Annotated in this window: 14 protein-coding genes; 5 read left to right on the top strand and 9 right to left on the bottom strand. The window is 72.3% G+C overall.

Features of this window, described 5'->3' with window-relative positions; all coding sequences use genetic code 11:
• Positions 1–72: 72 nt before the first annotated feature.
• Genes ACFQUZ_RS03925 through ACFQUZ_RS03915 form a run of 3 tightly spaced genes read right to left on the bottom strand, consistent with a single transcriptional unit; the run spans position 73 to position 1,417 of the window.
• A complete protein-coding gene (locus ACFQUZ_RS03925) occupies positions 73–723 on the bottom strand; it encodes a trimeric intracellular cation channel family protein (RefSeq protein WP_377437637.1) in 651 nt (216 codons plus the stop codon).
• Between the two features lie 9 nt (positions 724–732).
• Positions 733–1,008 carry a DUF3039 domain-containing protein gene (locus ACFQUZ_RS03920; protein ID WP_377437635.1) on the bottom strand — a complete coding sequence of 92 codons (276 nt, stop codon included), beginning with the start codon at positions 1,006–1,008 and terminating at the stop codon, positions 733–735.
• Positions 1,009–1,063: 55 nt separating this feature from the next.
• Positions 1,064–1,417: a DUF3099 domain-containing protein gene (locus ACFQUZ_RS03915; protein WP_377438124.1), complete on the bottom strand. Its 354-nt coding sequence runs from the start codon at positions 1,415–1,417 to the stop codon at positions 1,064–1,066.
• 107 nt (positions 1,418–1,524) lie between these two features.
• On the opposite strand from ACFQUZ_RS03915, the gene ACFQUZ_RS03910 reads away from it, so the two are divergent.
• Both ACFQUZ_RS03910 and ACFQUZ_RS03905 read left to right on the top strand, forming a co-directional pair.
• Positions 1,525–1,812, top strand: coding sequence for a hypothetical protein (locus ACFQUZ_RS03910; protein WP_377437632.1), 288 nt, complete (start codon positions 1,525–1,527; stop codon positions 1,810–1,812).
• Positions 1,813–1,822: 10 nt separating this feature from the next.
• The gene (locus ACFQUZ_RS03905; RefSeq protein ID WP_377437629.1) at positions 1,823–2,134 is read left to right on the top strand and encodes a hypothetical protein; all 312 of its coding nucleotides are present in this window, start codon (positions 1,823–1,825) and stop codon (positions 2,132–2,134) included.
• Between the two features lie 102 nt (positions 2,135–2,236).
• Here ACFQUZ_RS03905 and ACFQUZ_RS03900 read toward each other — a convergent pair whose 3' ends face one another.
• From ACFQUZ_RS03900 to ACFQUZ_RS03885, 4 genes are all read right to left on the bottom strand, one after another.
• Complete coding sequence (locus tag ACFQUZ_RS03900) at positions 2,237–2,815, bottom strand: HhH-GPD-type base excision DNA repair protein (protein ID WP_377437626.1); 579 nt, start codon at positions 2,813–2,815, stop codon at positions 2,237–2,239.
• 162 nt (positions 2,816–2,977) lie between these two features.
• Complete coding sequence (locus ACFQUZ_RS03895; RefSeq protein WP_377437623.1) at positions 2,978–3,340, bottom strand: nuclear transport factor 2 family protein; 363 nt, start codon at positions 3,338–3,340, stop codon at positions 2,978–2,980.
• Positions 3,341–4,044: 704 nt separating this feature from the next.
• Positions 4,045–4,671 (bottom strand): Fic family protein, encoded by a 627-nt coding sequence (locus tag ACFQUZ_RS03890; protein ID WP_377437621.1) that lies wholly within the window; start codon positions 4,669–4,671, stop codon positions 4,045–4,047.
• The gene (locus tag ACFQUZ_RS03885) at positions 4,664–5,413 is read right to left on the bottom strand and encodes a hypothetical protein (RefSeq protein WP_377437618.1); all 750 of its coding nucleotides are present in this window, start codon (positions 5,411–5,413) and stop codon (positions 4,664–4,666) included. Before ACFQUZ_RS03885 ends, ACFQUZ_RS03890 begins: the two co-directional genes overlap by 8 nt.
• 93 nt (positions 5,414–5,506) lie before the next feature.
• Between ACFQUZ_RS03885 and ACFQUZ_RS03880 the strand changes: the two genes are divergently transcribed.
• From ACFQUZ_RS03880 to sigB, 3 genes are all read left to right on the top strand, one after another.
• The gene (locus ACFQUZ_RS03880) at positions 5,507–6,973 is read left to right on the top strand and encodes a methyltransferase (RefSeq protein WP_377438121.1); all 1,467 of its coding nucleotides are present in this window, start codon (positions 5,507–5,509) and stop codon (positions 6,971–6,973) included.
• A 4-nt stretch (positions 6,974–6,977) separates the two neighbouring features.
• The gene (gene dtd / locus ACFQUZ_RS03875) at positions 6,978–7,400 is read left to right on the top strand and encodes a D-aminoacyl-tRNA deacylase (protein ID WP_377437615.1); all 423 of its coding nucleotides are present in this window, start codon (positions 6,978–6,980) and stop codon (positions 7,398–7,400) included.
• A gap of 170 nt (positions 7,401–7,570) precedes the next feature.
• Positions 7,571–8,509 carry an RNA polymerase sigma factor SigB gene (sigB, locus tag ACFQUZ_RS03870; RefSeq protein ID WP_377438118.1) on the top strand — a complete coding sequence of 313 codons (939 nt, stop codon included), beginning with the start codon at positions 7,571–7,573 and terminating at the stop codon, positions 8,507–8,509.
• A gap of 49 nt (positions 8,510–8,558) precedes the next feature.
• On the opposite strand, the gene ACFQUZ_RS03865 is transcribed toward sigB, so the two are convergent.
• A complete protein-coding gene (locus ACFQUZ_RS03865) occupies positions 8,559–11,249 on the bottom strand; it encodes a GNAT family N-acetyltransferase (protein WP_377437614.1) in 2,691 nt (896 codons plus the stop codon).
• Between the two features lie 2 nt (positions 11,250–11,251).
• Complete coding sequence (locus ACFQUZ_RS03860; protein WP_377437612.1) at positions 11,252–12,433, bottom strand: acetoin utilization protein AcuC; 1,182 nt, start codon at positions 12,431–12,433, stop codon at positions 11,252–11,254.
• Positions 12,434–12,461 lie beyond the last annotated feature (28 nt).

Below are 12,461 nucleotides of genomic sequence, written 5' to 3'. Positions count from 1 at the left end.
AGAGGCCGCGCGGGTAGGGTGGTGGTGGCGAGCGGGGGTCCCTGGACGGTGGGTGGCAGGGACGTTGCCCCGCTAAGGTGTCCTTCCGTGCCGCCGGGCTGGCAAGGGCTCGCCGGTCGCGACCGGCGCCGCCCACCGGCGGCGCAGGGCCACCAGGCGGATGCCGAAGATCAGCACCGCGGCGCCGACAAGCGGGGCGGCTCCGGTCACGCCGGCCCCGTCGAGGGCGGTCACCACGGCGGCGCCGAGCAGCGCGGCCACCGCGTAGATCTCGCTGCGGAGCACCACCGGGATCTCCCCGGTGAGCAGGTCCCGGCCGAGCCCGCCACCGATCCCGGTGAGCATGCCGATGAGGCAGGAACCCACGGCCGGCACACCGGCGGCCAGGGCGAGCGTGGTTCCGGTGACCGTGAACAGCCCGAGGCCGGCGGCGTCCAGGACGAGAACGGTGGTGCGCAGCCGGGCCAGGTGCGGATGGAGCCAGAACACGGCCCCCGCGGTAGCCACCGCGGTGGTCGCGTACCGCCAGTCTGCGAACGCCAGCGGCGGGACCTCGTCGATCACCAGATCCCGGAAGATGCCGCCACCGAGGGCCGCGACGAAGCCGACGAAGACCACTCCGAAGAGGTCGAGGCGCTTGGCGACGCCGGCCGACGCGCCGGAGGCGGCGAAGACGGCGACGCCGGTGAGATCGGCGACCAGCAGGGCGGTGGAGGTGTTCACCGCCGGCGGCTACTCGCCCGAATCCGGCTTCGGGTCGAAGAAGCGCTTGTCGTCGGAGAAGATCTCTTTGCACTCCGGGCAGACGGGGAACCGGCTGGGATCCCGGGACGGGACCCACACCTTGCCGCAGAGCGCCTTGACCGGGGTGCCGAGGACCATGGCCTCGGTGATTTTGTCCTTTTCGGCGTAGTGCGAGAACCGCTCATGGTCACCGTGCTCGATCGGGTGTTCCACGCGCTCTTCGAGCATGGTGCCGCTGGTGTCGGGAACGACGGGTGAGGTCACCCGGTAATTGTGCCAGCCAGGGCCGGTCGACGCACCCGCGTACCCGGCGGCGCTGTCAGGGCTCGGCGTCGATGGTGCGCGACCCTCGGTCGGCCGTGAGGCTGAGCGGCTCCGGCTCCGGGCGCTCGCGACGACGCAGCCGGGCGCCGAACCGGTGCTCTTCCTTGGGCGGACCATCGTTGGCCAGCAGCACCGCCAGCCATGGAATCAGCACCATCCCGGCCACACACAGCGGCAACCACAGCCAGAGCAGCGGCGCCTTCGCGCTGACCAGCACGGCGCCCACGATCAGGCAGGCCGCCCGGATGCCCATCATGACGACGTACCGGACCTCACGGCTGCGCAGCTGGTCACGCTGACTGCGGGCCGCGTCGGTGATCAGGATCGGACGGTTCGCCGGGCGCTTCACCACACGCTCCTCCTCGGGGGCTTCGTCCATCCTCGCACCTTCCACGCAGTCCGAAGCCTACTCTCCAGCTCGACCGCCGCGTGTTACGCGCGTGGTACGCTCCCCGCGTGGTCAGCAGGTTCAGCTTCGTCGAGGAGGCCCTCGACAACCTGCGGGTCTATGACGTCACCCCCGGCGAGGTCTGGGAGGCGTTGCACAGCGGGCGGCGGATCATCCGGCACCTCGGCGACGACGTGATGATCGTCTACGCCGCCACCCGCCGCGGGCGCCGTCTCGCGGTCCTGCTGGCCGAGGCGGGCCACGACGACAACGACTGGGACGTTCTCTCCGCCCGGGATCTCAGCGACCGCGAGGCGAAGCGGTTCGAGGAGGCCCTGGGCGGATGGCGAGGGTGAGGAGCGTGTCATGAACCGAGGAGACGCGGTCAAGCGGTTCCACTCCGACGACGAGCGGCTCGCCGAACTCATCGACGGCAGCCAGCCGGCGGACCTACCGCGGCCGGACAGCGACGTGCCGATGGTCAGCCGATCGGTCCGCCTGCCGCTGGACACCTACGAGCGGATCCGGGCGGCGGCGGAGACGCGCGGCATCGGGGTCACCACCCTGATGCGGCAGTGGATCGAGGCCGGCCTCGCCGACCTGGACGACACCGCCACCGTCTCGCTCGCCGACGTGCGGCGCGCGCTCGCCGCGCTGGCCCACCCGCACGCCGCCTGACGGCGAGCACCGCCCTCGCCGGTGTCGGCGCGGGAGCGACGACCGCGATGAGTCTCGCCATGCTGGTCCGGCGCCGGCCGCCGGTCGGACGTCACCGCAGGCTCACCGCCCGCCGCCGGCCTTTGCCGCCGCCTTCATCTCCTGCTTGTACGCCCGGACCCTGGTCAACGAGTCGGCATCGGTGATGTCAGCGACCGACCGGTAGGCGCCCTCCTCGCCGTACGCCCCGGCGGCCTCCCGCCACCCGGTCGGCTGGACGCCGAACTGCTTGCCGAGCAGCGCGACGAAGATCTGCGCCTTCTGCTTGCCGAACCCCGGCAGCGCGGCGACCCGGTCCAGCAGTTCCTTGCCGGTGCGCACGCCGGCCCACAGCCCGGCGGCATCACCGTCGTATCGCTCCACCAGCTGGCGGCACACCTGCTGTACCCGGTCCGCCATGGCCTTGGGAAACCGGTGCAGCGCCGGCGGGGTAGCGAAGATCTCGGTGAGCGCGACCGGATCGTACTCGGCCAGTTCCCGCGCGGTGGGCTCGTGCCCGAGCCGCTGCGACAACACGTACGGCGAGGAGAATGCCTTTTCGAGTGGGACCTGCTGGTCCAGCACCATGCCGACGAGCAGCGCCAGCGGGCTGCGCCGCAACAGGGCGTCGGCATCCGGGTCGATGGGCAGCGAAGGCGTCATGCACGCCATCTTGCCCTGACCGGGCGGCGCATGGTCTCAAGGCAATGACATACACCGCCCACAGGGGGCGTTCGTACGCTCCCGAGACCAGCTTGACAAATGGTCAAGACTTGCTGGCGGACGGCGACCCAGCCACCTGATCGGCGCGGCCGCACTGGCGGCTCAGCCGGGCGCCTTGTCCAGGAAGCCGTAGACCGAGCGGATCCGGCCGTCCTCGGCCAGCCGGGCCACGTCGAAGCCGACGGCCAGCGGTTCACCCTCGGCGGGCCCGAGCTGCCAGCCGAACCGAACCACATCGTGGTGGCCGTCCACGATGCCGCTCGGCCGGAACTCCAAACCCGGGAACATGGCTCGGACGCCGTCCACAAGCTCCACCATTCCGGCATGACCGCCGGTGTCCGCGAGCGGGTCGACGTACCGGACATCCTCGGTGAAGACGATCTGTACCAGAGCCGCCCGATCGGCCTGATCGCCGGTGTTCCACACGGTCAGATACCGGGTGACAAGGTCTTTGAAGTCGGTCACTGTCGTTCTCCTCGATAGGTCTGGCATTGTGTCGGCCGTCGGCCGCCGAGACCGAATCTGCCAGCAATACCTGCCGCCGTCGATTACCTCGGAGGTCATCGGTGTTGGCGATTGACGCGCCGTGGGAATCCCGGCAAGGTATCCACAGTCCGAAGACATTCATCGATGGACCGGCCTGCCAGCCGTCTGGCGTGTACCAGCAACACCCGATCGGAACCCTTGCCACCACAGGGCGTGGCGAGCCACATACGCAGGGAATCGGTAGCGACATCCAGCGAGAACGTTGCATTGCGCAATTTCCCGTTCGCGGGCACCGAGCATGCATCTTGCAGGCCGCAAAAGACGAATTTCATATCTCCCGTAATCCTCGGCATTACGGTTGTCGTAACCAATTTGACGTTGTGTCGGCGGTCAATGTTTTGCATTCTGGTTTCACGCCGGACAGCACCGCGGATCGAGTGGCGGTCGTCCTGAGCAGATCGGGGGAGGACCCTTGGCCGCCGCACCACAGCTCTCGGAGTTCGCGCGACTCGCCATCGAGTTGGCGGCGCGGCACAAACCGCGATGGACCCGGCAGGGGTTGACCCCCCGACGCCGCTGCTCGTGTGGCAATCCACTGCCGTGCCGGCAGTTGACGCTGCTACCCAGCGAGCGTTCCTTCGGGCGGACCGATAATCATCCGCCGCCCCGCCGGCCATAACGCGTTATCGCGTGGACCGCGCACGGCGCCGGGTTCCCTCGATCAGGGCGTGCACCAACCGGACGAGAGCCTCGGCACCGCCCTGGTCGTCCGCCCGACGGACCACGGTGACCGGAGCTACGAGATCCAGGACGACGCCGTCGCGGTGCAACACGAACTGCATGGCCAGTAGCGCGGCCCGGCCGTTGCCATCGGTGAAGGGATGGAAGAAGGCGACGTCCAGATAGACCCGCGCTGCCCGGGCGGCCACCGGCACGGTCCCGTCGGCCGCCTCGGCCAGGCACGCCGCGAAACAGCTCGGCGTATCGACCGCCAGGCCGTACCGTTCCCGGCCACCCTTCGCGTACGCCGGGCCACGTCGGAACCCGGGCTCGGGCCCGCCGAGCACAGTCGCCTGCCAGCCGGCGAGCATCCCGAAATCGAGCGGCGCGTCGGTGGCCGCCGCCGCACGGACCAGAGCCAGCGCGTCGAGCAGCCGATTCGCCCGCTCGGGATCGCGGCCGGCCGTGCTTTCGGCGTAGTCCGCCGCGCCGTCCCGGCGACCGGTCACCGGCCCGGTAAGCGGTGGCGCCAGGTCCCGCCACGGAATCCGGCCCCGGTTCCGGCGCCACAGATCCAGGTGGTCAGGCATGCGGCGGCGCGGCCAACGTCCGGCCCAGCCGGTCGGCAACGTCATCGATGAGATCCCGGCCGGGCTCCACCCAGCTTTCGAACCGACCGCCGATGGCCGAATCGATCATGTCGGCATGCCGCTGCTCCGGCACCCCGGCCGCGGTAAGGAACCAGTGCAGCACCACCTCGCACATGCTGTACCAGCCACTCTGGCAGAAGGTGCGGTCGACCACCACGGTCACCAGGTGGGCGACGGCGCGTTCCCAGGCGTCCCGTCGGTCATCGTCCGACGCGTGCGCCGACATCGGCAGGAATCGGTCGAAGCGCTCGGCCAGCTCCACCGTCCAGTCGTGCCACTCGATCACGGCGTCGGCCACCGCGCGAAGGGTGGCATCCGGGGTGGTGATCGTGTGGCCTGGGCAGCACCAGGCCTCCACCACCCCGCCGTCCCGATCGGACTCGCCAACGCCCCACCGCCAGCCGATCACCCAGGGACCGTAGTGCTCACGCAGCGCCGCCGTCATCGCGGTTGCCCAGGGCCAACCCTGTTCGGCGGTCCAGTCGTGATAACGGCGGATCTCCGCCAGCGTGGTCGCCGGTCTCGGCGGCGGCACCCGCCGCGCCGGGGCGAGGCCGCGGACCACCGACAGCACCTCGGTCCGGTCGACGTCACGCCCGGCCGGGTCCACCTCGGCCCAATGGAGCCCGGCGGGATGGTCCAACGCCCGCGCCCTGTCCCACAACGTCTCCGACCGCGTCACTGAACCCCCCGTACCCCGGTCCCGTCAGGCTAGGGGGTCCGTGTCCATCCCCGCTCGCCGCGAGGGCAGGATGTCCGGGTGGACCGATACGAGATGCTGCTCCCCCCAACGGGCGTTGACCAGCTCCGGACGGCGCTGAGCACCGCCGGCTTCACCGCCGACGGCATCGCCGCCCGGCTCGGTCCGTCGGCCACCGCCGGCCTCGCCCGCAACGACCACCGGGCGACGCTGCGCGCCACCGCGGATCGCGACCCGCTCAACACCCTGATCCGGCTCTACCTCTGTGCTCAGACGGAGCCGGAGACGGCCGTGGCGGCCGCGCTGGCTCCGCTGCCGCTCGCCGACGCGCTCGCCGGTGGCCTCGTCGAACGGCACGGCGCCGGGCTGCGCCAGGGCGTCGACCTGGAGCCGTACGCCGAGGACTGGTGGGTGCTCGCCGACGTGCCGGCCAACGCCCGGCCCGGTCAGCCGCTGGCCGCCGAGCATGTCCTCGGCGTCGGCGGAGCGACCAGCACGCTGATCGGCGCGACGATCCGCCGACCGGTCGACACGGCGCTCGACCTGGGCACCGGATCCGGCGTACAGGCGCTGCATCTGGGCACCCACGCCCGTTCGGTGACCGCGACCGACCTGTCGCCTCGGGCGTTACGGTTCGCGGCCACCACCGCGGCCCTCAACGGGCAGGACTGGGACCTGCTGCGCGGTGACCTGGTGGCGCCGGTGGCCGGTCGCCGATTCAACCTGGTCGTCAGCAACCCCCCGTTCGTGGTCGGGCCGGGCATCACCACGCACAGCTACCGCGATTCCGGCCGGGTGGGCGACCGCCTCGGGGCCGAACTCGCCGCCGCCGCGCCCGATCTGCTGACCGCGGGCGGCACCATGCAGTACCTGGCCAACTGGGTACACGTCGGCGGCGAGGACTGGGGCGAGCGGGTCGCCGGCTGGTGCGCCGGCACCGGACTGGACGCCTGGGTCATCCAGCGCGAGGTGGCCGACCCGCGGGCGTACGTCAACCTGTGGCTGAGCGACGCCAGCGAGTCGACGGACCCGGCCCGGGTGGAGCGCTGGCTCGACTGGTTCGACGCGCACAAGGTCGAGGCCGTCGGGTTCGGCCTCGTCAACCTGCGCCGCTCCGACCGGCACGACCCGGTCATCCGGGTCGAGGATCTGCGGCAGTCCGTCCAGCCGCCGCTGGGTGACCAGGTCGACGCCTGGTTCGGCCGGCAGGACTGGCTCCGTGGCCGGGATGACGTGGGCCTGCTCGGGCAGCGTTACCGGATGGCCGACGGGCTGTGCCTGCGCCAGGACGCCACGATGAGCGCGGAGGGTTGGGCGGTGGACCGCCAGGTGCTCGTGATGCGCGACGGTCTGCGCTGGACCGAGGAGGTGGATCCGCTGGTCCTCGCGCTGGTCGGCGGCTGCGACGGGCAGGTGCCGTTGCGCGACCAGATCACCCTGCTCGCCGTGGCGCACGACGTACCAGAAAGTGATCTTGCCGAGGCGGCCGGTCCGATCGTCGCCCACCTGGTGGAGCGCGGCCTTATCGCGCCGGTGGGCTGACCCGGTGCGCGCGGTGGTACAGACGGTCGCCCGCGCGTCCGTCACGGTGGACGGCGAGCGGGTCGGCGCGATCAGCGACGGTCTGCTGGTGCTGCTCGGAATCACCCACACCGACACGGCCGGAACCGCCGCGACGATGGCGCGCAAGGTGTACGAGCTGCGCATCCTCGACGACGAGCGGTCCGCCGCCGAAACGAACGCACCGGTCCTGGTGGTCAGCCAGTTCACCCTGTACGGCGACGCGCGCAAGGGTCGCCGACCGAGCTGGACCGCCGCGGCCCCCGCACCGGTCGCCGAGCCGCTGGTGACGGCCTTCGCCGAGGCGCTGCGCGAGCGGGGTGCGACCGTGGAGACCGGCCGGTTCCGCGCTCACATGCTTGTGGAAAGCGTAAACGTCGGTCCCCGCACCGTCCTGCTCGACCTCTGATCGTCGCCTCACCTCCGCTTAACGCCCCGATCGGCAAGCTGTTGTCCAACGGCGGCGGAATCGCCGCCGACGGCACCGCCACAGGTCGACGCGGGGAGGGCGACGTGGTAGCGCACCTGATCGAGGAGAAGGTCCAGCCGGCCGAGTTGACCGGAGTCGATGGCGAGCCGATGACGGACCTGGACGCCACCGACGAGCGGGGCGTCTCCGCGGACCTGGTCCGCGCATACCTCAACGGCATCGGCCGGACCAAGCTGCTCACCGCCGTCCAGGAGGTCGAGCTGGCCAAGCGGATCGAGGCCGGGCTGTTCGCCGAGGAGAAGCTCACCGCCTCGACCGCGGCCGACGACGACCGCGCCGACCTGCGCGTCGTGGCGGCCGAGGGCCGGGCCGCGAAGGACCACCTGCTGGAGGCGAACCTGCGGCTGGTGGTGAGCATCGCGAAGCGGTACACGGGTCGCGGCATGGCCTTCCTCGACCTGATCCAGGAGGGCAACCTCGGCCTGATCCGCGCCGTGGAGAAGTTCGACTACGCCAAGGGCTACAAGTTCTCCACGTACGCCACCTGGTGGATCCGCCAGGCCATCACCCGGGCCATGGCCGACCAGGGCCGCACCATCCGCATCCCGGTGCACATGGTGGAGCAGGTCAACCGGATGGTCCGGGCCCGGCGGGACCTCTCCGTCGCGCTCGGCCGGGAACCGACAGTCGGCGAGATCGCCGTCTCCCTCGGGGTGCCCGAGTTCCAGATCATCGAGCTGATCTCGTACGACCGGGAGCCGGTCAGCCTCGATCAGGCGGTCGGCGAGGACGGGGAGAGCGCGCTCGGTGACTTCGTGGCCGCCGTCGATCCGCGCGACCCGGCCGACGCGGCGGGCCAGGGACAGCTCCGCACCGAGGTCGAGGTGGTGCTGTCCACCCTGTCGCACCGCGAGCAGGCGGTGATCCGCCTGCGCTTCGGCCTGGACGACGGGCGGCAGCGCACCCTCGACGAGGTGGGTCGCGAGTTCGGCCTGTCCCGGGAGCGGATCCGGCAGATCGAGAAGGTCACCCTGACCAAGCTGCGGCAACCGGCCCGGTCGCAACGGCTCGAGGCCTACGCCAGCTGAGCGGGCGGCGCTGACCGCCAGGGGCCAGAGCCGGCGCGGACCCCGGCGGTCAGAGCCGGCGCGGACCGGTGTCCGGCCGGATCGCCGACGGATCCACCACCAGCTCGGCGTGCAGCACCGACAGCCCGTCGGCGCGGGCCAGCACAGGGTTGAGCACCAGGCGGCGTACCGCCGGGTGGTCGGCGACCAGGCGGCCCACCCGCAGCAGCAGGTCCACCAGGGCGGCCCGGTCGACCGGCTCGGCGCCCCGGTAACCGTGCAGCAGCGGAGCCAGCCGCGGCTCGTCGACCAGTTCGGCGGCGTCCGTATCGGTCAACGGCGCCGCGCGCCAGGCCCGGTCGCCGAGGAGTTCGCTCGCCACCCCGCCCAGCCCGAAGCCCACCACCGCGCCGAACGCCGGATCCACGACCGTCTCCACCACACACGCGACGCCCGCCTGGACCATCGGCTGGATCAGCACGTCCGGCCCGAACCCGGCGACCGTCTCCGCGTACGCCTGGCGCAGCGCCTCCTCGTCCGTCACCCCCAGCCGGACGGCACCCAGGTCCAACCGGTGACGCAGCCCTTCCCGGGCCGACTTCACGGCGACCGGGTAACCCAGCCGCCCCGCGGCCTCGCCGGCCTCCTCAGCCGAACCGGCGGGCAGCGTCGGCAACACCCCGATGCCGTACGCGGCGAGCAGCGGCCCGGCCGGTCCCGGCGCACCGGCCGGGCGGTCCCCCGCGGCGGCGATGGCGGATCGTGCCGCCGCCTCGTCAACCTCGGGCAGCTCGGGCAGCTGCCCTTGTGGACGGCGCAGCCAGTCCGCGTAGTCGACCACCCGGGCCAACGCCCGCACCGCCTCCTCCACCGCCGGGTAGGCCGGCACCCCGGGCGGCAGCCGGCCGGCCAGATAGGTGGCCACGACCGGCCGGTCGCCGGTCAACGCCACACCGGTCAGCGCGGCGACGAAGTCGGCGTCCGAGTCCGGCGGTTGGCCAGGCAGCGGCGGGGCGAAAACCGCCACCACCGCGTCCACCCGTGCCGCCGCGGCCGCCAGGGCGGCGCCGAACGCCGCGGCCGTGGCGCCCGGGCCCACGTCGACCGGGTGGCCCTCGTCGACCACCAGGCCGCGCCCACGGCAGGCGGTCGCCGCGAGCCGGGTCAGCGCGGTCGAGTTGCCGACCACGGCGACCCGCCGGCCGGCCGGCAGCGGCTGGTTCGCCAGCAGCACACCGACATCGAGCAGCTCGGCGACCGTGTCCACCCGGATCACACCGGAGCGGGCGAACAGCGCCGTCACGGCCGTCTCATCCAGACCGGCGTGTTCGGCCGGGACCGGTCGGGCCGGCGAAGCGAGCGCCACGACGGGTTTGGTCCGGCCGATGCCCCGGGCCAGCCGGGCGAATTTGTGCGGGTTCCCGAAGCTTTCCAGGTACAGCATGATCACATCGGTGCCCGGGTCGTCCTGCCAGTACTGCAACAGGTCGTTGCCGGACACATCGGCGCGGTTGCCCGCCGACACGAAGCTCGACAGCCCCAGGCCGCGCCGCTCGGCCTCGGCGAGCACCGCCACCCCGAACACCCCGGATTGGCTGAACAGTCCGACCCGACCCCTGGCCGGCAGCCGCGGGGCCAGCGTCGCGTTGAGCCGCACCGTCTCGTCGGTGTTCGCGATGCCCAGGCAGTTGGGACCGACCACCCGCATCCCGGCCGCGTGCGCCGCCCGGATCAGCGCCCGTTCGGCGCGGGCGCCCTCCGGCCCGGTCTCCGCGAAACCCGCCGAGACCACCACCAGCCCGCGCGTGCCGGCGCCGGCCGCGTCCACCACCACCTCGGCCATCGCCTCCGGGGCCACCGCGACGACCGCCAGGTCGATCGGCACACCGGCATTGGAAGCCGACGGGTACGCCGGGAGTCCGGCCACGATGGACGCGTTCGGGTGCACGGGCACGACCGTGCCGGTGAATCCCCCGTCCCGCAGATGACCCAGCAGCGCGGCGCCCACTCCCTGCCCGCTGGTGCTGGCGCCGTACACGGCGACCGCGCCCGGCGCCAGCAGTCGGGCGATCGAACGCGCCTCGGTGCGGTGCTCGCGGCGGCGCTGCACCTCGAGGGAACGCTCGGTGGGCGCGATCGGAAAGGTCAGGTGCACCACCCCGTCGGCGTACTGTCGCCGCACCTGGTAACCGAACTCGGCGAAGACCCGCAGCATCGCGCCGTTGACCGGCAGCACCTCGGCGACGAACGTGCCGATGCCCTCCTGGCGGGCCGCCTCGGCCAGATGTTCCAGCAGCACCGAACCGATCCCCCGGCCCTGGTGCGCGTCCTCGACCACGAACGCCACCTCCGCGTCCGGCGCGTCGGGGCCGAGCCGCTCGTACCGGCCGACAGCCAGGATCTGCTCCCCGGAGACCACGACGAACGCCTCCCGGTCACGGTGGTCGACCGTGACGAACCGGGCGAGGTCGCGTTCGGGGATGCGCGGGTACGGGGAGAAGTAGCGGAGGTACCGGGTGCGTTCGGAGAAGCGGGAATGCATGGCCACGATGGCCGGCGCGTCGGCGGGACGAATCTGTCGAAGGTGGACGGTGGTGCCGTCGGTCAGCAGCACATCCGCCGACCGGTCCGGCGCGGTGGCGCCGCCGTCCGGCGCGGTGGCGCCGCCGTCCGGCGCGGTGGCGCCGCCGTCCGGCGCGGTGGCGCCGCCGTCCGGCGCGGTGGCGCCGCCGTCCGGCGCCTGGCTGTCGGCCGGCGTCATGGTCAGTCGCGCGGATCGTGCGGGTCGAGACCGTGCAGCGGGAACACCGCCTTGCGGGTCGCCATGATCGCCCGATCGACCGCGTCCGGCTCACCACCCGGCTGCCAGGGCTCGAACGCGGGATCTCCGTCGTCGGTCATCCGCAGCGGAGCGTCCCGGCCCGGACACCGGCTCGACGCCAGCTCGCGCCAGCGGATCGGCACCAGCGTGGCGGGCTCGACCGGTTTCCCGGTGACCACCGCCAGCAGGTGCGTCCAGGCCCGGGGCACCACCTCCACCAGGGCGTACCCGCCACCGCCGAGGGCCACCCAGCGTCCGTCGCACAGTTCGTCGACGAGATCCCGCAACGCGAGGTACGCGGCCCGCTGGCCGTCCACCGACAACCGCAGGTCGGCCAGCGGATCCAGCCGGTGGGCGTCGGCGCCACACTGGGTGACCAGTAGCTGCGGCCGGAACGCGCGAAGCACCGACGGCACCACGGCGGCGAACGCCCGCAACCAGCCGGCGTCTCCGGTGCCCGGCGGCAGCGGCAGGTTCACCGCGCTCCCCTCGGCCCCCGACCCGCCGGTCTCGTCGGGGAAGCCGGTGCCGGGAAAGAGCGCCAACGGCGTCTCGTGCAGGCTCACCGTCAGCACCCGTGGATCGTCGTAGAAGATCTCCTGCACCCCGTCGCCGTGGTGCACGTCGATGTCCACGTACGCGATCCGCTCGGCGCCCGAGTCGAGCAGCCGCGCGATCGCCACCGCCGGATCGTTGTAGACGCAGAACCCGGCCGCCCGGTCCGGCATCGCGTGGTGCAGGCCGCCGGCCACGTTCACCGCCCGGCGGGCGTCGCCCCGCCACACCGCCTCGGCGGCCGCCAGGCTCGCCCCGGCCACCAGCGCGGACGACTCGTGCATCCCGTCGAACGTCGGGTTGTCGGCCGTGCCCAGGCCGTACCCGGAGAAGAACGGATCCGCCGGTGCTGCCCGGACGGCGGCCAGGTAGTCGGCGTCGTGCACCCGGGTCAGCGCCGCGTCGTCGGCCGGCTCCGGCACCACCATGCGAACGCCTGGCCGGTCGAGGATGCCGAACTCCCGGGCGAGTGCCATCGTCAGCTCCACCCGCACCGGATCCAGCGGGTGTTCCCCCAGGTCGTAGGCCAGCAACCGCTCGTCCCAGACCACGACCGTGCCGTCCGACATGGGCACATCCTCGCACGAGGCACCCGGT

The organism is Plantactinospora sp. GCM10030261 (assembly GCF_042666615.1).
In the GTDB taxonomy this organism is placed as follows: Bacteria; Actinomycetota; Actinomycetes; order Mycobacteriales; family Micromonosporaceae; genus KBS50.
The sequence above is the reverse complement of the archived record's forward strand: the minus strand, read 5'-3'. Positions and strand labels throughout refer to the sequence as shown.